Source organism: Streptomyces deserti, from assembly GCF_054782695.1.
The window spans coordinates 1-20,743 of record NZ_BAAGRZ010000009.1; the positions used below are offsets into that span (position 1 = coordinate 1).

Below are 20,743 nucleotides of genomic sequence, written 5' to 3' on the forward strand. Positions count from 1 at the left end.
GTGCGGTCAAGAGGGTGTCTAACTCGGTCGTCACAACCCGATGTTGGACACCCTCCCTGCGTCCGTGAAGCCCACAATCGGAACTACTCGTCTAGGGAACCCGGAGGCGGCGGCTCAGCTCTCGGGCGGAGAGAACACCACCAGGACCCTCAGGTCCTCGGTGATGTGGTGGAACTTGTGGGCGACACCCGCCGGTACGTACACCACGCTGCCCCGCGCCACCTGGGTCGTCTCCAGACCGACGGTGATCGACGCGCGGCCGCTGACGACGAAGTACACCTCGTCCTGGTTGTGGGGCTGCTGCGGATCGTGCTCGCCCGCGTTCAGGGCGTACAGGCCGACCGACATGTTCCGCTCCCGCAGGAACTGAAGGTACGCCCCCTCGTTGGCGGCGCGCTCCGCCTCCAGTTCGTCCAGCCGGAATGCCTTCATCGCCTCGTAGTCCCTGCCTCACTGCTGATGTCCGATCGCGTCTGCAACGATCAGACACATGAAGAATTTCCTAGTCAAGACGATCGCCAACGCGGGCGCCCTGGCGGTCGCCGTCTGGCTGCTCGACAAGATCACCCTGACCGGTGACAGCACAGGCAAGAAGGTCGGCACGCTGCTCGTCGTCGCGCTGATCTTCGGCCTGGTGAACTTCCTGGTCAAGCCGATCGTGAAGCTCCTGAGCCTCCCGCTGCTCATCCTGACGCTCGGCCTGTTCACCCTGGTGGTGAACGCGCTGATGCTGCTGCTCACCTCATGGGCGGCCGACAAGCTGGACCTGAGCTTCCACGTCGAGGGCTTCTGGACGGCCGTCGTGGGCGGCCTGATCATCTCGATCGTGTCCTGGGCCCTGCACGTCGTCCTGCCCGACGGGGACTGAACGCCATGACCTACCGCGTCTGCTTCGTCTGCACCGGGAACATCTGCCGTTCCCCGATGGCCGAGGCCGTCTTCCGCGCCCGCGTGACGGAGGCCGGGCTCGACGGCCTGGTCGAGGTCGACAGCGCCGGCACGGGCGGCTGGCACGAGGGCGAGGGCGCCGACCCGCGCACCGTGGCCGTCCTGGAGGAGAACGGCTACGCGATCGACCACACGGCCCGGCAGTTCCAGCCGTCCTGGTTCGCCCGCCTCGACCTCGTCATCGCCCTGGACGCGAGCCACCTCAAGGCCCTGCGCCGACTCGCGCCCACGGAAGCGGACGCGGCCAAGCTGCGGTTGCTGCGTTCCTACGATCCCGCCGCCGGCGACGACGTCGACGTACCGGACCCGTACTACGGCGGCAGGGACGGCTTCGAGGAGTGCCTCGAGATGGTGGAGGGGGCGAGCGCCGGTCTGCTCGCCGCGGTGCGCGAGGAAGTGGAGGGACGGGCGGCATGAGCGATTCCGCGACGGACGGCACCGGCGAGCACGCGGGCGGCCCCGAGCAGCACCTCGTAGGCGACGGGAGCGGTCTCGGCGATGGCACGCGCGCGGTGCGGGCCGGACTGCCCGAGCCGGTCAAGCACGAGCCGACCCTGCCGGGCCCCGTGTTCGCCGCCCACTTCCACCTGCCGGGCGACCCCACCGGCCCGTACACCTACGGCCGTGACGAGAACCCCACCTGGACACTGCTCGAGCGCGCCATCGGCGAGCTGGAGGCGCCCGGGCAGGACGGCGTCGAGACGCTGGTGTTCGCCTCCGGTATGGCCGCGATCTCCTCGGTGCTCTTCTCGCAGCTCCGGGCCGGGGACGCGGTCGTCCTGCCCAGCGACGGCTACCAGGCGCTGCCTCTGGTGCGCGCCCAGCTGGAGGCGTACGGCATCGAAGTGCGCACCGCGCCGACCGGCGGTGACGCCCAGCTCGACGTCCTCGACGGCGCGAAGCTGCTGTGGATCGAGACGCCGTCGAACCCCGGGCTCGACGTGTGCGACGTCCGGCGGCTCACCGAGGCGGCACACGCGCGTGGCGCCCTGGTAGCCGTCGACAACACCCTCGCCACCCCGCTCGGCCAGCGCCCGCTGGACCTCGGTGCCGACTTCTCGGTGGCCAGCGGCACCAAGCAGCTCACCGGGCACGGCGATCTCCTCCTGGGATACGTCACCGGCCGCGACGCCGAGGCCATGGCCGCCGTACGCCGCTGGCGCAAGATCGTGGGCGCGATCCCCGGGCCCATGGAGGCCTGGCTCGCGCACCGTTCCCTCGCCACGCTCCAGCTGCGTGTCGACCGGCAGTGTGCCAACGCGCTGGCGGTCGCTCGGGCGCTGCGGGACAGGCCGGAGGAGCTCGGGGTGCGTTACCCGGGCCTGATGAGCGACCCCTCCTACAAGATCGCCTCGCAGCAGATGCGGCGCTATGGGTGCGTGGTCTCCTTCACGCTGCCCACGCGCGCGCGTGCCGACCGTTTCCTTGAGGCCCTGCGGCTCGTGGACGACGCGACGAGCTTCGGTGGAGTGCGGTCCACGGCCGAGCGGCGCGGACGCTGGGGCGGGGACGCGGTGCCGGAGGGCTTCATCCGTTTCTCGGTCGGTGCTGAGGATCCCGAGGATCTGGTGGCGGATGTGCTGCGCGCACTGGACGCGTCGGCGGGCTGAAGCGCCTTGTGCGCGGCGGACCGCGTCACCTTTGCGCACGTGATCGCACTCGCCTGTGTGCCGTCCGGGTTCGGCTCCGCACAAGCGAACGGTCCGAGCCTCCCCCCTCGTGGCTCGGACCGTCCTCGGTTCCGCGCGCGAAGAACCGCGCGAACAAGGCTAGTTGACTCTCTGTCAGTGTCCAATCACAGTAGCGACAGAGACCTATCGACTTATTTATAGTTGTGCGCGCCCCAGGGGGCCGGGAGCGGGGCGCGACGAGGGGAGGGTGTGCTGTGGATCTGGCCTTGCTGCGCACGTTTGTGACCGTGCACCGGGCCGGCTCCTTCACCCGCGCCGCCGCGCTGCTCGGCCTCTCCCAGCCGGCCGTCACCTCCCAGATCCGCACACTGGAACGGCAGCTGGGCCGCCCCCTGTTCTTACGGCAGGCCCGCGGCGTGACCCCGACGACCATCGGCGACGAGCTCGCCCACAAGGCCGCACCGCATCTCGACGCCCTGGTGGAGATAGCCGAGACCGGGCTGGACGACGACTCCTCCTTACGGACGCTGCACCTCGCCGGGCCACCGGAGTTCACCGCCGAACGGGCGCTGCCCGCCCTGACAGAGCTGACCGGCGAGGACGGTCAGGGTTTCGCTCTGCGCGCCTCCTTCGGGAACGCCGAGGAGACGCTGGAAGGACTGGCCGCCGGGCACCATGATCTGGCCATCAGCACGGCCCGGCCGCGCGGCGCCCTTCTCACGGCGACCGCGCTCTGCGACGAGGAGCACGTCCTGGTCGCCGCTGCGCGCTGGGCCAAGCAGATCGCCGCCGGGGAGCTGGACCGCAACGCAGCACCCGCTCTGGAGCACGTCCCCGTCGTCGAGGTGCACGAGTCGCTGCCCTTCGTCTCCCGCTACTGGGCATCCGTCTTCGACTCCCGCCCGGCCGCCCCGGGCACCGTCATCGTCCCCGACCTGCGCGCGGTCCTCGCCTGTACGGTCGCGGGTGCGGGGCTGGCGGTGCTGCCCCGCTACCTGTGCGCGGACGCGCTGGAGCGGGGTGACGTCGTCGCCCTGCACGAGCCGACGGTGCCGCCACTGCGGACGTACTTCCTGGTGGTCCGCACCGGAACCCTGGCGATGCCGCACATCGCACGCGCCCACGAGTGGCTGCAGCGCGCGGCGGCCGACTGGTGCTGAGCGGGCATCACGCACCGGCCCCGACCGGTGACGTTTCGCGATGTTTCACGTGGAACCAGCCGGGCCACATTTCACCCATGACCGTCCGACCCGTGGTCAAGCGCACCGCCCGCGCCGTTCTGCTGGACGGTGACGACCTGATCCTGATCAAGCGCACCAAGCCCGGTGTGGATCCCTACTGGGTCACCCCCGGGGGCGGGGTCGAGCCGCGTGACTCGACTGTCGTCGACGCCCTGCACCGCGAGGTGTACGAGGAGCTCGGCGCGAAGATCACCGACGTGGTGCCCTGCTTCGTGGACACCGTGGAGCACATCGGCGAGGACGGTGGCGCGACCGGGGTGAAAGTGCAGCACTTCTTCGTCTGCCGCCTGGAGTCCATGGACCCGTCCCTGCGGCACGGCCCGGAGGTGGACGAGCCCGCCGGCGAGTATGAGATCGTGCGGGTGCCGTTCACCCGGGTCGGCATCGCCTCCGTGCACCTCGTCCCGCTGTCACTGCGGCACTACCTGGACGGCAACATCGAGGGCGTCCGCGCCATGCACGCCCCTGACCTGGGCTGATCGCCGCGCCGGTCAGTCGCGGGCCCCGACGAGTTCCTCCACCGAGTCGTGGCGTATCCGCTCCGACGGGATGCCGATGTCCCTCAGCGCGTGGACGCCGCTGCGGATCATGCCGGGCGGGCCCGAGAGGTAGGCGTCGAACTCGTTCCACGGGCCGTACGCGCGTATCGCGTCCGGCAGCTGCTGGTGCGCCTGCTCGTCGATGATGGCGCGGACCGAGAGCCACGGGTGGCGCTGCTGCAGCCGGAGCATGGTGTCGATGTCGTACAGGTCGTGGTCGGTACGGGCTCCGTAGAACACCTCGACCGGTCGCCGCTCCCCGTGCTCGGCGACGTCCTCGACCAGCGCCTTGATGGGGGCGATGCCGGTGCCGCCGCCCAGGCAGAGCAGTCCGCTGTCAGTGGTGTGGTCCACGGTCATGGAACCGGCCGGCGGGCCGAGCCGGAGGACGTCGCCGGGCCGGGCACGGTGCACCAGCGCGTTGGACACCCAGCCGGCCGGGACGGCCTTCACGTGGAACGACAGCAGCCCGTCCGAGCGGGGTGCCGAGGCGAAGGAGTAGTGCCGCCAGATCCGCGGCCACCAGGGCGTCTCCACGCTCGTGTACTGCCCGGCGAGGAAGGGATAGGGCTGGTCGGGGCGGACGGTGAGGACCGCGACGTCCGGGGTTCTCAGGTCGTGCGCGACGATCTCCGCGTACCACCAGGCCGGAGCGCGCAACTCGTCCGCGGCCGCCGCGTCGATCATGGTCTGCGAGATCGTGGTGTACGTCCGGACCCAGGCCGCCTCCATGTCCGCGTCCCAGACGTGGGAGGCGTACTTGCTGAGGGCGCCGATCAGGCATTCGCCGACGGCCGGGTAATGCTCCGCGCGGGTGCCGTACTTGCGGTGGCCCCGGCCGAGGTTCTGCAGGTAGTCGACGAGGACTTCCTTGTTGTCGATGTGCTCGGCCGCCGTGAGCAGCGCCTTGAGCAGCCGGTCCCGCTGGGTGTCCATGGCGGCCGGGAACAGCGACCGCAGGTCGGGATGGCGGACGAAGAGCAGCGCGTAGAAGTACGAGGTGACCTTGTCGGCCACGGGGGCGACCTCGGCCATGGTCCGGCGGATGAGGACGGCATCCGGAGACGCCTCCTCGTCCGGGGCCGAGACCGGAGCGGAGGCCGGCGCGGGATGCTGCGCAGGGACGTGGAGGCCGGCGGGAGGAACCGTGGCGGGGGCGAACGGTGGGACGGCCGGGCTGGCGGCTGGCGACGCGGGATCGGGGGCCTGGGTGCCCGACGAGGGCATGGGGGGCGGCGGGGCCGGGGCGCGCCGGGGCGCCACGGGAGGGGTGGCTTGCGGTGTGGTCACGGAGGCGGGGGCCGACAGCGCGGCAAGGGACCCGGGATCCGCGTCCGGCGTGCCGGTCCCCGACGGTGCGTGGTCCGCGCCGGGTACGGGCCGCGCGGCGCCGCCCGCCGGGGCAGGCAGCGCGGTCTCGGTCGTCGAGGCGGGACGTTCGGTGCCGCCCGTCGGCGCCTCCGTGTCGGCCGCGGGCCTGCCGACCGGCCGTATCGCGGCGGGGCGGCGCGCCTCGGATGTACCGGACTCATCGCCCGACGTCGGCGTCGGCTGCTTGCGCGGCGTGAACCAGCCGCTCCCGCCGCCGGAAGTGCCGTTGTCGGCCGACGTGGTGGTCGGAGCGTCCATGGTGTGCCTCGCCTCGAACATCTTTCGGTCGGTCTGCGCACTTCCTCGGTCGGAAGGTGCCTTCTTTCCCCCGCTGGCGGTGTGCTTTCCGCGTCCGGCGTCGTGGCCGATGCGGCCACATTCAACCCGTATTCCAGCTCCGTACGGACAAGTAAGGCGAGAGTGTGACATTGGCCGCAGTCCTCTCACCGAGCGTCCCACTCCGCAGGGACGCCCGGCCGCATAACCGGAAACGCGGGTCCTCGATCTCTCCGTCCCGTTAGGCTCATTGCCCTGGTCTCGGTCCACACGGGAAGTGTGCACCTCAATCCCCAACGCGAACCGGAGTCGACCATACCGGCCGCAGCCGCGCACACAAGTCCCCCCTTCCCCCTTCACGAATGAGGGAGCGGCGCGAACCATCGGTTCCGTCAATTACCGGGTGCCGGGCACCAATTCATAGGCTTCCCACAGATCCTTCCCCGTGTACGAGTGGGTCGCGAGCCCGGACAGATGGCGGCTCGCATTGACCGCGACGGAGATCGGTACCGCGGCGAACAGGTCCTTGTCCGAGAGTGAGCCGCCGTAGGCAACACAGTCGGCGCGGGTGACGCCGAACTCCGCGCACAGCCGGTCGGCGATCCGGACCTTGGCCGCCGCACTGAGAACTCCGGCCGGGTCCACGGGTGCCCTGAACGGCAGGGCCGGAAACCGGGAGCCGTACGCGGCATGCGCGCCCCAGTCGAGGAGCCGTTCCACGAAGAAGGACGGAGACAGCGACACAACGGCGCAGTAGTCACCCCGTCGCCTGAGCTCCGCCCATACATCGCGAATACGGGCCAGCCACGGGGCCGCCTCAAAGGCCGCCGCGACATGCGTCTCCGTGAGGTCCGCCCACAGCGCGCGCACCTGGTCCGCGTACTCCGGCGGACCTATCAGTCCCGACGAGACCGCCTGATCGAGCGCCACGGTCTCGGATTCCAGGCCGAGCTGCCGGGATATCTCCACCGGCGCGGAGGTGCCGTGCAACAACGTGCCGTCCAGATCGAAGAGATGAAGTCTCGCCATGCGCCCAGAGGCTAGTGGCAGGCACTCTCCTCCTCTCTCAAGGAGGCTTGGACACCCATTGTTCTTACGTGTTTCACGTGAAACGTCAGGTGCCCGCCCGCTTACGCTGTGCCGTTGTCCAGGGCTGGCCAAAAGCTCGCCTGTGTCTGCGGAAACAGGTGGACGCCGAGGGCCCCGGTCGGACAGCCTGACCTGCGTGCCGACTCCTTCCCTTGCCTCTCTGCCCATCCGCCGTCTGACCCTGCGCGATCTCACCGCCTGCGCCGACTTGTCCGAGGACCGGGGGTGGCCACGAGAGGAGCACAAGTGGGGCTTCCTCCTCACAGCCGGGAAGGGCTACGGCATCGACGATCCCGACGGCGGCCTCGTCAGCGCCTGCGCCGTCACCGAGTACGGACCCCAGGAGCGCCCCGCCCTCGCGGCCATCGGCATGGTCCTGGTCGCCGAACGGCATGCCCGCCAGGGCGTCGGACGCCGGCTGATGCGCCACATCGTCTCGGCGATGGGCACCACGCCCCTGACCCTGCACGCGACGCCGTACGGTCGGCCGCTCTACGAGGAGCTCGGCTTCAAGGTCACCGGCCGGGCGGAGATGGTGCTCGGGCACTTCACACCCGGCGGTCCGGAGCCCGAGGTGTTCACGCGCGCGGCGACGGCCGAGGACCTTGCCGCGATCCTCCGGATGGACGAGGAGGTGTTCGGCGCCGACCGCACGCACGTCATCACCCGGCTGCCCGCCTTCGCCGACCAGTTGCGTGTCGCCGAGGAGGACGGGCGGCTCATCGGATACGCCGCCGCCTGGCCCAACATGGACAACCAGGTCGTGGGCCCGCTGATCGCCCGCGACACCTCCACGGCGAAGGCGCTCATCGCCTCGCTCGCCGCCCATACGGACCGCCCGTTGCGCACCGATATCGACGTACGGCACGAAGAGCTGCTGGAGTGGGCGAAGGAGCGCGGTCTGGCGTCCGTCGCCTTCAACGCGGTCATGACGTACGGGATCACGGAGCTGCCTGGTGACTGGCGTCGGCGGTTCGCGCCGGTCACGGTCGCGGCGGGCTGACGCGCGCACCGATACGACGGCGCCGGTTCCCGAGACTGTCGGGAACCGGCGTTTCGCACGCAACAGGTGCTGTCACGCAACGGGTGCCGTCATGGAACGGATGCCGTCAACGGATGCCGTGTTGAACGTCGCCGTCAGGCGAGGGCCTTTACGGCCGTCGTGGCGAAGGCGTGGTCCTGCTCCGGCGTGCCGCCACCGACCCCGATCGCGCCGATCAGTCGACCGTCGCGGTGGACCGGCACGCCGCCCGCGATGAACAGCAGGGGCCGGTCCAGGGCGGTGGGCAGGGTGTGGAAGAGGCCGCCGGGCTGCACGGCGTCGACCAGGTCGGCAGTCGGTGCGTTCAACTGGAGGGCGGTGTACGCCTTGCGGGTGCTGGTCTCGCCGGAGATCAGGACGGCACGGTCGTCACGCCGGAAGGCCAGCAGATGGCCGCCCGCGTCCAGGACGGTGACGCTCACCGTGGCCCCGGAGGCCTCGGCGGCTCGGCGGGCCGCGGTCACGAGGACCTCGGCGTCCTGGATCGTCAGCGGGGCGACGGCGATGGAGGTGCTCATGAGGGGGTTCTCCTAGGGCTGTGCGGGTCGTGCTGGTCGGTACTGGTGCCAAGTGGTGCTGGTCGGTGCTGAGGGGCGCCGCGCCGGGGGACGTGGGGACGACCCTGGCCCCGCGTCCGTCCGGCCCTGCTTCAGTGCCGAACGGCGGCCTGCGGTTCGACGGCCACGGATCCCGCTACGACGGTGCTGGGGGCACCGTCGCGTCGCTCAAGGGCGGCCGAGAGGAAGGCGAGGAGCAGGGCGGCCGCGGCGAGTACGGCGCCGACCCAGTTCGGGGCGGTGTAGCCGAGGCCCGCCGCGATCACGAGGCCGCCGAGCCAGGCGGACAGCGCGTTGCCGAGGTTGAAGGCACCGATGTTCACGGCGGAGGCCAAGGTGGGGGCGCCGTGCGCCTGGTCGAGGACACGCTTCTGCAGCGGCGGGACGGTGGCGAAGCCCAGGGCGCCGATCAGCGCGATCGTGACGGCCGCGAGCAGCTTGTTGTGCGCGGTGAGCGTGAAGAGCGCGAGCACGACGGCCAGAGCGCTCAGGGAGACGTACAGCATGGGCATCAGGGCGCGGTCGGCGAACCGGCCGCCGACGAGGTTGCCGCCGACCATGCCGAGGCCGAAGAGGACCAGCAGCCAGGTGACGGAGCCGTCGGCGAAGCCGGCGACGTGGGTCATCATCGGCGCGATGTAGGTGATGGCCGCGAAGACGCCGCCGAAGCCGAGGACGGTCATCGCCATGGCGAGCAGGACCTGGACGTTCTTGAAGGCGGCCAGTTCGTGCCGCAGACGCACGCCCTCCGGCTTGGGCACCTCGGGGACGAGCTTGGCGATGCCGGCCAGGCCGACGACGCCGAGGGCCGCGACGATCCCGAAGGTGACGCGCCAGCCGACGGACTGCCCGACGAGCGTGCCCAGCGGGACGCCGACGACGTTGGCGACGGTCAGTCCGGTGAACATCATCGCGATGGCTCCGGCCTTCTTGTCCGGGGCGACCAGGTCGGCCGCGACCACGGAGCCGATGCCGAAGAAGGCGCCGTGCGCCAGCGAGGCGACCACCCGGCCGATCAGCATGACGGCGAAGGCGGGGGCGAGGGCGGAGAGCAGGTTGCCGGCGATGAACAGGCCCATGAGCAGCATCAGCATCCGCTTCCGGGACACCTTGGTCCCGAGCACGGTCATCAGCGGGGCGCCGAACACGACGCCGAGCGCATAGCCGGTCACCAGGAAGCCGGCCGTGGGGATGGAGACCCCGAAGTCGCCCGCGACCTCGGGCAGCAGGCCCATGATCACGAACTCGGTCGTTCCGATTCCGAAGGCCCCGATCGCGAGGGCCAGTAGCGCGAGAGGCATAAAGAGGTACACCTTCCTAGAAGATTGCAGGAGCGCTTTGCGTGCGTTCACAATAGTTGCAGACGCGGTAAAAATGCAATCGCAGACTATTGCGTGCCTGCTCTATCCTGGAGACAGCCGCCCGGGACGGAGGAAACGCCCATGACAGCGACGGACCCCGCGCTCACCGCCCTCGCCCAGGGCTGGTGCGCCCTCTCCCTGCTGCACGGGAGGATCGAGGCCCACATCGAGCGCTCACTGCAGTCCCAGCACGACCTGAGCGTGCGCGAGTACTCCCTGCTCGACGTGCTCAGTCGGCAGCACGACGGCGAGGGGGGCCATCTGCAGATGAAGCAGGTCGCCGACGCGGTCGTCCTCAGCCAGAGCGCCACCACGCGCCTGGTCACCCGTCTCGAGGACCGCGGGCTCCTGGAGCGCTACCTGTGCCCCACCGACCGCCGCGGCATCTACACGAACGTCACCGAGGCGGGCCTGAAGCTTCTGGAGGAGGCGCGGCCGACCAATGACACCGCGCTGCGGGAAGCCCTCGACGAGGCCGCCAAGAATCCCGAGCTGGCTCCGCTGGTCCGGGTCGTGGAGACGCTGAAGGCACCGGTACCCGCCTAGGCACCGGCCGCCGCGCGTAGGGTGCGGCCATGGGAGATCTTGAGATACGTGCCGCGGTCGACGACGACGTTCCCGCGATCGTCGGCCTACTCGCCGATGATCCGCTGGGCGCCCAGCGCGAGTCACCGGACGACCTCACCCCGTACCTGTCCGCGCTGGAGCGGTTCAGCGCCGATCCGAACCAGCACCTGGTCGTCGCGGTCCGCGAAGGCCGTGTCGTCGGCACGCTGCAGCTCACGATCGTCCCCGGGCTGTCCCGGCGCGGCGCCACCAGGTCGATCATCGAAGGCGTGCGCATTCACGCCGATGAGCGCGGCAGCGGCCTGGGAACACAGCTCATCGAGTGGGCGATCGACGAGTCCCGGCGCCAGGGCTGCCAGTTGGTGCAGCTGACGTCCGACACCACGCGCACCGACGCCCACCGCTTCTACGAGCGGCTCGGTTTCACAGCCTCGCACGTGGGCTTCAAGCTCCAGCTGTAAACAGGCGAGGGCCTCTGTTTCACGTGAAACAGAGGCCCAGCGCATTCCGCCGCCTAGCCGATCCCGCGCCATCCCTCGGGATCGACACCGCCCGGCACAGGAGCCCCCTCGTCGTACGGCTGGCGCGTGAACACGAACGATCCGAGGTCCAGATGGCTCACGGACCCGTCGGGCCGTCGTACGGCCTTCAGGGATTCTCCGGCGTAGTAGCCCTCCAGCCCCGTCCAGGTGCCGTCGCCATTCGGCCGGAACCGTGAACGACGCCCGTTGCCGGACAGCGGCTCCAGCGAGACGAGCCCGTCGGCCGTCAACCGCAGGGCGAAGGCGTGCGTTCCCCAGTACCACTGCCCCGCCAGCTCCAGCACCGACGGATCGACGTCACGCAGCGGCTGCCATGGGCTGGGGATGCGCGGTTCTGCCTCGGCGACGATACGGACGAGATCGGCGGCGACCGTGAACAGCGGCGGGCCCGAGGTGCAGTTGGCCAGGACGACCGCCGCCACGTCGTCCTCCACGGAGATCATCAGGCACGCGAGGAAGCCCGGCAGCGATCCCGTGTGCCCGACGAGGGCCCGTCCGTCCTGGTGCCGGATCTCCATGCCCAGGCAGTACGCGTAACCGCTCGCCACGTCCGCCATCTCCATAGCTGCCGCCGGCGTCCTCATCTCCCGCAGCGACTCGGCGCTCAGCACCCGCTCGTCGCCCTTGACCAGGAAGACAGCGAACCGCGCCAAGTCACCTGTGGTGGACCACAGTTGCCCTGCCGGTGCCATCCGCCCGAGATCCTCGGCGGGCTCCGGCAGCATCACGTCGGCCCACGGATGCACCGCCCAGCCGCCCGCATGCGGTGTCTGGGGCCGCACGCTCGTCCGTTCCAGGCCCAGGGGTTCGAGCACTTCACGCCGAAGGACCTCCTCCCACGGGGCGCCGCGCAGCTTCTCGATGAACGCGCCGAGCAGCGTGTAGCCCGGGTTGGAGTAGTGGAACCGCCGCCCGGCCGGATGCAGACGGGGCTGCTTGCCCAGGACGTCGGCGAGTTCGGGCCGCAGCGACCCTGGGCTCCGCTCCCACCACGGCCCGGGTGTCTCGGCTGCCAACCCTCCCGTGTGCGCGAGCAGTTCGGCGATGGTCGCCTCCCCCGCGCCGGTCCCCGGCAGATGCTTCTCCAGCGGATCCGCGAGGTCGAGCAGACCCTCGTCGCGCAGCCGCAGCACGAGTACGGCGGTGAAGGTCTTGGTGATCGAGCCGATGCGGTACTGCACGTTCTCGTCCGGTCCGTGTCCCTCGACCGAAGTCCGCGCGCCCGTCCACACGGACTCCCCACCACGCACGACGGTCGCGACGAGCGACGGCGCGCGCCCTTCGGCCTGGGCGACCGCGATGCGGTGCAGCAGCGCGCGACGGGTGCCGGGGAGCAGCTCTTCCTGAGGTGTCGTCATGGCCCCAGTCCACCCGTCCCGGCACCCCGCGTCGAGGGCATTTCTCCCAAGGCGCCGGATCAGGTCTGTGCCATGTCCACGAATCGCGAGTAGTGGCCCTGGAAGGCGACCGTGATCGTCGCCGTCGGGCCGTTTCGGTGCTTGGCCACGATCAGGTCGGCCTCGCCCGCGCGCGGCGACTCCTTCTCGTAGGCGTCCTCGCGGTGCAGCAGGATGACCATGTCGGCGTCCTGCTCGATGGAGCCGGACTCACGCAGGTCGGAGACCATCGGCTTCTTGTCCGTACGCTGCTCGGGGCCACGGTTGAGCTGGGACAGCGCGATGACCGGGATCTCCAGCTCCTTGGCGAGCAGCTTGAGGTTGCGGGACATGTCCGAGACCTCCTGCTGTCGGCTCTCGGCGCGCTTCGAACCACCGGACTGCATCAGCTGGAGGTAGTCGATGACGACCAGCTTCAGGTCGTTGCGCTGCTTGAGGCGGCGGCACTTGGCGCGGATCTCCATCATCGACAGGTTCGGGGAGTCGTCGATGTAGAGCGGGGCGGCCGACACGTCCGGCATCCGGCGGGCCAGCCGTGTCCAGTCCTCGTCGGTCATCGTGCCGGACCGCATGTGGTGCAGGGCGACCCGGGCCTCGGCGGACAGCAGACGCATCGCGATCTCATTGCGGCCCATCTCGAGGGAGAAGATGACGCTCGGCAGGTTGTGCTTGATCGACGCCGCCCGCGCGAAGTCCAGTGCGAGCGTCGACTTGCCCATCGCGGGACGCGCGGCGATGACGATCATCTGGCCCGGATGCAGGCCGTTGGTGAGCGAGTCGAAGTCTGTGAACCCCGTGGGCACCCCGGTCATCTCGCCGCTGCGTGAGCCGATCGCCTCGATCTCGTCGAGGGCGCCCTCCATGATGTCGCCGAGCGGGAGATAGTCCTCGCTGGTGCGCTGCTCGGTGACCGCGTAGATCTCCGCCTGGGCGCGGTTGACGATCTCGTCGACGTCGTCGTCGGCCGCGTATCCCATCTGCGTGATGCGCGTACCGGCCTCGACCAGACGGCGCAGGATGGCGCGCTCGTGAACGATCTCCGCGTAGTACGCCGCATTCGCCGCCGTCGGAACCGTCTGGACGAGCGTGTGCAGATACGCGGCCCCGCCGACCTTGTTGATCTCGCCGCGCTTGGTGAGCTCGGCGGCGATCGTGATGGGGTCGGCCGGCTCGCCCTTCGCGTAGACGTCGAGGATGGCCTGGTAGATCGTCTCGTGGGCCGGCTTGTAGAAGTCGTGGCCCTTGAGGATCTCGACGACGTCCGCGATGGCGTCCTTGGACAGCAGCATGCCGCCGAGGACGGACTGCTCGGCCTCGAGGTCCTGCGGCGGCACGCGCTCGAACGACGAGCCCGAGCCGTCCCACACTCCGTTGTCCCGGCCACGGTCGTGCTGCTCGTCGCGGCCACGGACCCCGTCGCCGCGTCGGCGGGAGGCGGGCAGACGATCACTGGGACCGCTGTCGGCCCACGGGTCGTCCAAGGGCTCGGAAATGCTCACCGAGCCACCTCCTCCCGTCCGCCGAGCGGACCTAGCCGTGCCCCTCATTTCTACGGCACGGCACTGACAACTGAGAGGCCCAACTCCGGTTACGGCGCGCCGGTTTTATGTCGATTTCAAAACCAGCGGACGGAGCGGGCGCCGGACCACCGTAGGCCCGTCGGCACCGTCAGCCAATCTGGTTATCCACAGGCCATGTGGACGACGGCCCAGATGCTGTGGAGAACTCCGCGAATCCTGTGCACGACCCGGTGGACAGGCCTGTGAACAAGCCCTCGAACCGTCCAGCGAAGACCCTCTGACCTGCGGCTTTACCGTCCACCGGCTGTGCAGAAGAAAAACTTCCCCAGTCAGGCCAAGATCGCTGCGAACCGTACACAGGAGTGCACACCACAGGACATGCAGTAAGGGTCACTAATGCTTTGCATCTCTTACCTGTGGACGATTAGATTGGTGCACATGACACAGGCCCCCGCGCGCCCCCGAGCCGCCCGGCGACAGCACGACCGAGAGATCGTCGCGCTGGCCGTCCCGGCCTTCGGCGCCCTCGTCGCCGAGCCCCTCTTCGTCATGGCCGACAGTGCGATCGTCGGCCATCTCGGCACGGCCCAGCTCGCCGGACTCGGCGTCGCCTCGGCCCTCCTGATGACAGCCGTCAGCGTGTTCGTCTTCCTCGCCTATGCCACCACGGGGGCCGTCGCCCGACGCGTCGGCGCGGGCGAACTGCCGGCCGCCATCCGCCAGGGCATGGACGGCATCTGGCTGGCACTGCTGCTCGGCGCCGCTGTCATCGCCGTCGTCCTGCCCACGGCGCCGGCCCTCGTGGACCTCTTCGGCGCCTCGGACACGGCAGCCCCGTATGCGACCACCTATCTGCGGATCTCCTCACTCGGCATACCGGCCATGCTGGTCGTCCTCGCCGCGACCGGTGTCCTGCGTGGATTGCAGGACACGAAGACGCCGCTCTACGTCGCCGTCGCCGGTTTCGTGGCCAACGCCGCTCTCAACGCCGCACTCGTCTACGGCGCGGACCTCGGCATCGCGGGCTCTGCCTGGGGCACCGTCATCGCACAGTGCGGCATGGCCGCTGCTTATCTCGTGGTCGTCCTGCGCGGGGCACGCAAGCACGGTGCCTCGCTGCGGCCCGACGCCGCCGGGATCAAGGCTTCCGCGCAGGCCGGTGTGCCTCTGCTGGTACGTACCCTCTCGCTGCGGGCGATCCTGATGATCGCCACGGCCGTCGCGGCCCGCCTGGGCGACGCCGACATCGCAGCGCACCAGATCATCCTGTCCCTGTGGAGCCTGCTCGCCTTCGCCCTCGACGCCATAGCCATCGCGGGCCAGGCCATCATCGGACGCTACCTCGGCGCGGGAGACACCCAGGGCGCCCGTGACGTGTGTCGTCGCATGGTCGAGTGGGGCATCGCGGTCGGACTCCTCCTGGGTCTGCTGGTGTTGCTCACCCGTCCGGCGTTCCTGCCTCTGTTCACCAGCGACTCGGCGGTCAAGAACACGGCACTGCCCGCTCTGGTGATCGTGGCGATCTCGCAGCCGATCTCCGGTGTCGTCTTCGTCCTGGACGGGGTCCTGATGGGCGCGGGCGACGGACCGTATCTGGCATGGGCGATGCTGCTCACCCTGGCGGTGTTCACCCCGGTCGCCCTGCTCGTCCCCGCCCTCGGCGGCGGACTCACCGCGCTCTGGGCCGCCATGACGCTGATGATGACCGTGCGGATGCTGACCCTGTGGCTGCGCACCCGCTCGGGCCGCTGGCTCGTTACGGGCGCGACGCGCTGACCGTTTCACGTGAAACCCCGCGTTTCCCCGTTTCACGTGAAACCAGCAGAAGCGGAAGCAAGCGGAAGGGGCCGCCCCCTGAAGGGTGCGGCCCCTCTCACTGCTTCAGCGAGCGCAACGCTCAGGCAGCGACAACCTCGATGTTGACCTTGGCGGCAACCTCGGGGTGCAGACGCACGGACGTCTCGTGAGCGCCCAGCGTCTTGATCGGCGCGGCGACCTCGATGCGGCGCTTGTCGACCTCGGGGCCACCGGCAGCCTTGATCGCCGAGGCGATGTCGGCCGGGGTGACGGAACCGAAGAGACGACCGGCGTCGCCGGCGCGGACGGCCAGGCGGACCTTGACGCCCTCGAGCTGGGCCTTCACCTGGTTGGCCTGCTCGATGGTCTGGATCTCGTGGATCTTGCGAGCACGACGGATCTGCTCGACGTCCTTCTCGCCACCCTTGGTCCAGCGGATCGCGAACTTCCGCGGGATCAGGTAGTTGCGAGCGTAACCGTCCTTGACGTCGACGACGTCGCCCGCGGCGCCGAGGCCGGAGACCTCGTGGGTGAGGATGATCTTCATGAGTGGGTCACCCTTCCCTTAGCGCGCAGTGGAGGTGTAGGGCAGCAGCGCCATCTCACGGCTGTTCTTGACGGCCGTGGCGACGTCACGCTGGTGCTGCGTGCAGTTGCCGGTCACGCGGCGGGCACGGATCTTGCCGCGGTCGGAAATGAACTTCCGCAGCATGTTCGTGTCCTTGTAGTCCACGTACGTGACCTTGTCCTTGCAGAAAGCGCAGACCTTCTTCTTAGGCTTGCGCACAGGCGGCTTCGCCATGGTGTTTCTCCTGTGTGATCAAGAAGTTGGGATGCGAACCCGCCCTTAGAAGGGGGGCTCGTCCGAGTAGCCGCCGCCGCTGCCGCCGGAGCCACCGCCCCAGCCGCCGCCACCGCCCTGCTGGCCACCGGCGGGAGCGCCGGTCGCCCACGGGTCGTCGGCAGGAGCGCCGCCGCCCTGCTGACCGCCGCCGGGGCCGCCGCCCCAGCCGCCGCCGGCCTGGCCGCCACCGCCGCCGTAACCGCCCTGGCCACCGCGGCCGGTGGTCTTGGTGACCTTGGCCGTGGCGTTGCGCAGGCTGGGGCCGACTTCCTCGACGTCCAGCTCGTAGACCGTGCGCTTGACGCCCTCACGGTCCTCGTAGGACCGCTGCTTCAGCCGGCCCTGCACGATGACGCGCATGCCTCGCTGGAGCGACTCGGCGACGTTCTCCGCCGCCTGGCGCCAGACCGAGCAGGTCAGGAACAGGCTCTCGCCGTCCTTCCACTCGTTCGTCTGGCGGTCGAAGGTGCGGGGAGTGGACGCGACACGGAACTTCGCGACGGCCGCACCGGAGGGGGTGAAGCGCAGCTCGGGGTCGTCGACAAGATTGCCGATGACCGTGATGACGGTCTCGCCTGCCATGGGGGAACCTCTCGGCGGGTTTGCTGCTGGCTGCTTGGTGCTGCTACTCGAATCCCGGGATCAGCTGAGCGGAAGAGCTCAGTGGGTCTCGGGACGGAGGACCTTGGTCCGGAGGACCGACTCGTTCAGGTTCATCTGGCGGTCGAGCTCCTTGACGACCGCAGGCTCGGCCTGCAGGTCGATGACCGAGTAGATGCCCTCGGGCTTCTTCTTGATCTCGTACGCGAGACGACGACGGCCCCAGGTGTCGACCTTCTCGACCTTTCCGCCACCGTCACGGACGACAGAAAGGAAGTTCTCGATCAACGGAGAGACAGCGCGCTCCTCGACGTCGGGGTCGAGGATGACCATCACCTCGTAGTGACGCATGTGGAACCCACCTCCTTTGGACTCAGCGGCCACGGTCGTTCCGTGGCAGGAGGGTTGTGATGCGTACGCAACAGTGCCTGTCAGTAAAGCAGCCGCCACTGACAATCGGGGTCGGGCGGCGGTTTCCCCAGGTCGGCCGGATGGATCCTGATCCCTCTGGCTCTGCCTGGGCAGACACCGGTGCAGACGGTACAGAGTACCCGCACAGCGGCTTCCGGTTGAAATCCAGCCGCGGAGGCCGCCAATCTGTACACATCGGGTGTGTATGGCGCTCGATGCGCCGCTTTTCGCAGGAGGTGCCCTATGGCACAGGCAATGCGACCCAACACCGCCGGAGGCCTTTTCGCCACGGACGGCAAGCCCCACCCCCTCCAGGACGTGCTGCTCGCGGTGACCCTGGTGCTGGGGATCACGTCGTTCATCACGGCGCTCGTCAGCGACGGCCTGCACCTGCTCAGCTCCTGGACCGGCCTGGTGGGCCTCCTCACCGGCGCGTACGGCCAGTGGATCTCGGTGACGACCCGCGAACGCTTCTTCCTGATCCTCGGCCTCGGGGCGGCAGGGGTCGGCTTCTTCCTCGGCATGGCGCACGGCGGCCTCTTCGGTGGGCTCTTCGACTGACGCCGCGGACACCGCTTCAACTCCTCGACGAACACCTCCAGACGCCCCGACCGCCCACCGGCCGGGGCGAAGGTTCCGTACGCCCAACCGGGGCGCGCACAAGGCGCAGTAGGCTTCGGCGCTAGAGCCGGAGCCCCTGTACCCATGGGGACACACCAGCCCGAGGAGCGCCCCGAATGAGCCTGACCCTGAGGACCATCAGTCGAGAGCAGCATCTGGCCTACATCCAGAGCCTGCCGTCGGCGAGCCACATGCAGGTCCCGGCCTGGGCGGATGTGAAGGCGGAGTGGCGCTCGGAGAACCTCGGCTGGTTCGATGACAGGACCGGCGAGCTGGTCGGCGCGGGTCTGGTCCTCTACCGGCAGCTGCCCAAGATCAAGCGCTACCTCGCCTATCTGCCCGAGGGCCCGGTCATCAACTGGTTCGCGCCGAATCTGCAGGACTGGATCGAGCCGATGCTGGCGCACCTGAAGCAGCAGGGCGCCTTCTCGGTGAAGATGGGCCCGCCGGTCGTCATCCGGCGCTGGGAGGCCGCGTCCATCAAGAAGGGCATCCAGGACCCGGACGTGAAGCGGCTGCGCGACATCGAGGCGGACTTCATCGAGCCGCGTGCCTTCGAGGTCGCCGACAAGCTGCGCCGCATGGGCTGGCAGCAGGGCGAGGACGGGGGCGCCGGCTTCGGTGACGTCCAGCCTCGCTACGTCTTCCAGGTGCCGCTGGCCAACCGCTCCCTGGAAGAAGTCCACAAGAACTTCAACCAGCTGTGGCGCCGCAACATCAAGAAAGCCGAGAAGGCCGGCGTCGAGGTCGTCCAGGGCGGCTACGACGACCTGCCCGAGTGGCAGCGGCTGTACGAGATCACCGCCGTGCGCGACCACTTCCGGCCCCGCCCGCTGTCTTACTTCCAGCGCATGTGGACGGCCCTCAACACCGAGGACCCCAACCGCATGCGGCTGTACTTCGCCCGCCACAACGGCGTGAACCTGTCCGCGGCGACGATGCTGATCGTCGGCGGGCACGTCTGGTACTCCTACGGTGCTTCCGACAACATCGGCCGTGAGGTCCGGCCCTCGAACGCGATGCAGTGGCGGATGCTGCGCGACGCCTACGCGCTGGGCGCCACCGTCTACGACCTGCGGGGCATCTCCGACTCGCTGGACGAGTCCGACCACCTCTTCGGCCTGATCCAGTTCAAGGTCGGCACCGGCGGTCAGGCCGCCGAGTACCTCGGCGAGTGGGACTTCCCGCTGAACAAGCTCCTGCACAAGGCGCTCGACATCTACATGTCGCGCCGCTGACCTCGCCTTCCGCGCTCCAGCAGCTCGACCAACTGCTTCAATCGCTCCCATACCTCTGATACACCGCAGCCACGAGAAAGGTTCCAGGTCCGGCCATGGCGCTCACGCTCTACGTCGACACCGCGCGCTGGCGGGCGCACCACAAGCACGTGCAGGACCAGTTCCCGGGGCTCGTCCCGGTCTGCAAGGGCAACGGCTACGGCTTCGGGCACGAGCGGCTGGCCGAGGAGGCCACGCGGCTGGGTGCGGACATCCTCGCCGTCGGCACGACGTACGAGGCCGCGCGGATCAAGGACTTCTTCGGCGGTGACCTGCTGGTCCTGACGCCGTACCGGCGCGGCGAGGAGCCCGTGCCGCTGCCCGACCGCGTCGTTCGCTCGGTGTCCTCGGTCGACGGCGTGTACGGCCTCGTCGGTGCCCGTGTGGTCATCGAGGTGATGTCCTCGATGAAGCGCCACGGCATCAGCGAGCAGGACCTGCCCCAGCTGCACGCCGCCATAGAGAACGTCCGCCTGGAGGGCTTCGCCATCCACCTGCCGCTGGACCGCACCGACGGCTCCGACGCCGTCGAGGAGGTCATCGGCTGGATGGACCGGCTGCGCGCGGCCCGCCTGCCGCTGCACACGATGTTCGTCAGCCACCTCAAGGCCGAGGAACTCGCCCGACTGCAGCAGCAGTTCCCGCAGACCCGGTTTCGGGCCCGCATCGGCACGCGGCTGTGGCTGGGGGACCACGAGGCCACCGAGTACCGCGGCGCGGTCCTGGACGTCACGCGCGTCTCCAAGGGCGACCGCTTCGGCTACCGGCAGCAGAAGGCGGCCTCCGACGGCTTCCTGGTGGTCGTGGCGGGCGGCACGTCGCACGGGGTGGGCCTGGAGGCCCCGAAGGCGATGCACGGCGTCATGCCGCGCGCCAAGGGCGTCGCGCGCGCCGGCCTCGCCACGGTCAACCGGAACCTTTCTCCGTTCGTCTGGGGCGGCAAGCAGCGCTGGTTCGCCGAACCGCCGCACATGCAGGTCTCGATCCTCTTCGTGCCCGCGGACGCGCCGGAGCCGAAGGTCGGCGAGGAACTGGTGGCCCACCTGCGGCACACCACCACGCAGTTCGACCGTCTCGTCGACCGCTGAGCGACGCGGGACAGCCGTAAGGCC

Annotated in this window: 23 protein-coding genes; 12 read left to right on the forward strand and 11 right to left on the reverse strand. The window is 69.5% G+C overall.

Annotated elements, in window-relative coordinates:
- Positions 1-114: 114 nt before the first annotated feature.
- Positions 115-432, reverse strand: coding sequence for a cupin domain-containing protein (locus ACYVMZ_RS17530; RefSeq protein WP_461080561.1), 318 nt, complete (start codon positions 430-432; stop codon positions 115-117).
- A 58-nt stretch (positions 433-490) separates the two neighbouring features.
- On the opposite strand from ACYVMZ_RS17530, the gene ACYVMZ_RS17535 reads away from it, so the two are divergent.
- From ACYVMZ_RS17535 to ACYVMZ_RS17555, 5 genes are all read left to right on the forward strand, one after another.
- Entirely contained in the window at positions 491-868 is a 378-nt protein-coding gene (locus ACYVMZ_RS17535; RefSeq protein ID WP_461080563.1) for a phage holin family protein, read from the forward strand.
- A gap of 5 nt (positions 869-873) precedes the next feature.
- Complete coding sequence (locus ACYVMZ_RS17540; protein WP_461080564.1) at positions 874-1,365, forward strand: low molecular weight protein-tyrosine-phosphatase; 492 nt, start codon at positions 874-876, stop codon at positions 1,363-1,365.
- The gene (locus ACYVMZ_RS17545) at positions 1,362-2,558 is read left to right on the forward strand and encodes a cystathionine gamma-lyase (RefSeq protein ID WP_461080566.1); all 1,197 of its coding nucleotides are present in this window, start codon (positions 1,362-1,364) and stop codon (positions 2,556-2,558) included. Before ACYVMZ_RS17540 ends, ACYVMZ_RS17545 begins: the two co-directional genes overlap by 4 nt.
- A 275-nt stretch (positions 2,559-2,833) precedes the next feature.
- Entirely contained in the window at positions 2,834-3,739 is a 906-nt protein-coding gene (locus ACYVMZ_RS17550; RefSeq protein WP_461080568.1) for a LysR family transcriptional regulator, read from the forward strand.
- A 77-nt stretch (positions 3,740-3,816) separates the two neighbouring features.
- On the forward strand, positions 3,817-4,299 hold the full coding sequence (locus tag ACYVMZ_RS17555) for an NUDIX domain-containing protein (protein ID WP_225099949.1): 483 nt from the start codon (positions 3,817-3,819) through the stop codon (positions 4,297-4,299).
- 12 nt (positions 4,300-4,311) lie between these two features.
- On the opposite strand, the gene ACYVMZ_RS17560 is transcribed toward ACYVMZ_RS17555, so the two are convergent.
- The gene (locus ACYVMZ_RS17560) at positions 4,312-5,988 is read right to left on the reverse strand and encodes a globin domain-containing protein (RefSeq protein WP_461080571.1); all 1,677 of its coding nucleotides are present in this window, start codon (positions 5,986-5,988) and stop codon (positions 4,312-4,314) included.
- Between the two features lie 414 nt (positions 5,989-6,402).
- On the reverse strand, positions 6,403-7,035 hold the full coding sequence (locus ACYVMZ_RS17565) for an HAD family hydrolase (protein ID WP_461080573.1): 633 nt from the start codon (positions 7,033-7,035) through the stop codon (positions 6,403-6,405).
- A 196-nt stretch (positions 7,036-7,231) separates the two neighbouring features.
- Here ACYVMZ_RS17565 and ACYVMZ_RS17570 point away from each other — a divergent pair, with 196 nt between their 5' ends.
- Positions 7,232-8,098: a GNAT family N-acetyltransferase gene (locus ACYVMZ_RS17570; protein WP_461080575.1), complete on the forward strand. Its 867-nt coding sequence runs from the start codon at positions 7,232-7,234 to the stop codon at positions 8,096-8,098.
- Positions 8,099-8,232: 134 nt separating this feature from the next.
- On the opposite strand, the gene ACYVMZ_RS17575 is transcribed toward ACYVMZ_RS17570, so the two are convergent.
- Entirely contained in the window at positions 8,233-8,655 is a 423-nt protein-coding gene (locus tag ACYVMZ_RS17575; RefSeq protein WP_461080577.1) for a GlcG/HbpS family heme-binding protein, read from the reverse strand.
- A 131-nt stretch (positions 8,656-8,786) separates the two neighbouring features.
- Positions 8,787-9,995: an MFS transporter gene (locus tag ACYVMZ_RS17580; protein WP_461080579.1), complete on the reverse strand. Its 1,209-nt coding sequence runs from the start codon at positions 9,993-9,995 to the stop codon at positions 8,787-8,789.
- Positions 9,996-10,136: 141 nt separating this feature from the next.
- Here ACYVMZ_RS17580 and ACYVMZ_RS17585 point away from each other — a divergent pair, with 141 nt between their 5' ends.
- Both ACYVMZ_RS17585 and ACYVMZ_RS17590 read left to right on the forward strand, forming a co-directional pair.
- Entirely contained in the window at positions 10,137-10,601 is a 465-nt protein-coding gene (locus tag ACYVMZ_RS17585) for a MarR family winged helix-turn-helix transcriptional regulator (RefSeq protein WP_461080581.1), read from the forward strand.
- Positions 10,602-10,630: 29 nt separating this feature from the next.
- On the forward strand, positions 10,631-11,083 hold the full coding sequence (locus tag ACYVMZ_RS17590) for a GNAT family N-acetyltransferase (protein ID WP_461080583.1): 453 nt from the start codon (positions 10,631-10,633) through the stop codon (positions 11,081-11,083).
- 53 nt (positions 11,084-11,136) lie between these two features.
- Here the strand turns inward: ACYVMZ_RS17590 and ACYVMZ_RS17595 are convergent, their stop codons facing one another.
- Both ACYVMZ_RS17595 and dnaB read right to left on the reverse strand, forming a co-directional pair.
- The gene (locus ACYVMZ_RS17595; protein WP_461080585.1) at positions 11,137-12,522 is read right to left on the reverse strand and encodes a serine hydrolase domain-containing protein; all 1,386 of its coding nucleotides are present in this window, start codon (positions 12,520-12,522) and stop codon (positions 11,137-11,139) included.
- Between the two features lie 59 nt (positions 12,523-12,581).
- Positions 12,582-14,060 carry a replicative DNA helicase gene (gene dnaB / locus ACYVMZ_RS17600; protein WP_461080587.1) on the reverse strand — a complete coding sequence of 493 codons (1,479 nt, stop codon included), beginning with the start codon at positions 14,058-14,060 and terminating at the stop codon, positions 12,582-12,584.
- 459 nt (positions 14,061-14,519) lie between these two features.
- Between dnaB and ACYVMZ_RS17605 the strand changes: the two genes are divergently transcribed.
- Positions 14,520-15,857 (forward strand): MATE family efflux transporter, encoded by a 1,338-nt coding sequence (locus ACYVMZ_RS17605; RefSeq protein ID WP_461080589.1) that lies wholly within the window; start codon positions 14,520-14,522, stop codon positions 15,855-15,857.
- 121 nt (positions 15,858-15,978) lie between these two features.
- Here ACYVMZ_RS17605 and rplI read toward each other — a convergent pair whose 3' ends face one another.
- From rplI to rpsF, 4 genes are all read right to left on the reverse strand, one after another.
- Positions 15,979-16,425 carry a 50S ribosomal protein L9 gene (gene rplI, locus ACYVMZ_RS17610; RefSeq protein ID WP_461080591.1) on the reverse strand — a complete coding sequence of 149 codons (447 nt, stop codon included), beginning with the start codon at positions 16,423-16,425 and terminating at the stop codon, positions 15,979-15,981.
- An 18-nt stretch (positions 16,426-16,443) separates the two neighbouring features.
- Positions 16,444-16,680 carry a 30S ribosomal protein S18 gene (gene rpsR, locus ACYVMZ_RS17615; RefSeq protein ID WP_003949403.1) on the reverse strand — a complete coding sequence of 79 codons (237 nt, stop codon included), beginning with the start codon at positions 16,678-16,680 and terminating at the stop codon, positions 16,444-16,446.
- 45 nt (positions 16,681-16,725) lie between these two features.
- The gene (locus tag ACYVMZ_RS17620; RefSeq protein WP_461080593.1) at positions 16,726-17,304 is read right to left on the reverse strand and encodes a single-stranded DNA-binding protein; all 579 of its coding nucleotides are present in this window, start codon (positions 17,302-17,304) and stop codon (positions 16,726-16,728) included.
- A 78-nt stretch (positions 17,305-17,382) separates the two neighbouring features.
- Positions 17,383-17,673, reverse strand: a complete 291-nt coding sequence (gene rpsF, locus ACYVMZ_RS17625; protein WP_003991486.1) for a 30S ribosomal protein S6 — start codon at positions 17,671-17,673, stop codon at positions 17,383-17,385.
- A 303-nt stretch (positions 17,674-17,976) separates the two neighbouring features.
- Between rpsF and ACYVMZ_RS17630 the strand changes: the two genes are divergently transcribed.
- The 3 genes from ACYVMZ_RS17630 (at position 17,977) to ACYVMZ_RS17640 (ending at position 20,719) form a co-directional block, all read left to right on the forward strand.
- Positions 17,977-18,294 carry a hypothetical protein gene (locus ACYVMZ_RS17630; RefSeq protein ID WP_461080595.1) on the forward strand — a complete coding sequence of 106 codons (318 nt, stop codon included), beginning with the start codon at positions 17,977-17,979 and terminating at the stop codon, positions 18,292-18,294.
- 176 nt (positions 18,295-18,470) lie between these two features.
- On the forward strand, positions 18,471-19,592 hold the full coding sequence (gene femX, locus ACYVMZ_RS17635; protein WP_461080597.1) for a peptidoglycan bridge formation glycyltransferase FemX: 1,122 nt from the start codon (positions 18,471-18,473) through the stop codon (positions 19,590-19,592).
- 95 nt (positions 19,593-19,687) lie between these two features.
- Positions 19,688-20,719: an alanine racemase gene (locus ACYVMZ_RS17640; RefSeq protein WP_461080599.1), complete on the forward strand. Its 1,032-nt coding sequence runs from the start codon at positions 19,688-19,690 to the stop codon at positions 20,717-20,719.
- Positions 20,720-20,743: the final 24 nt, after the last annotated feature.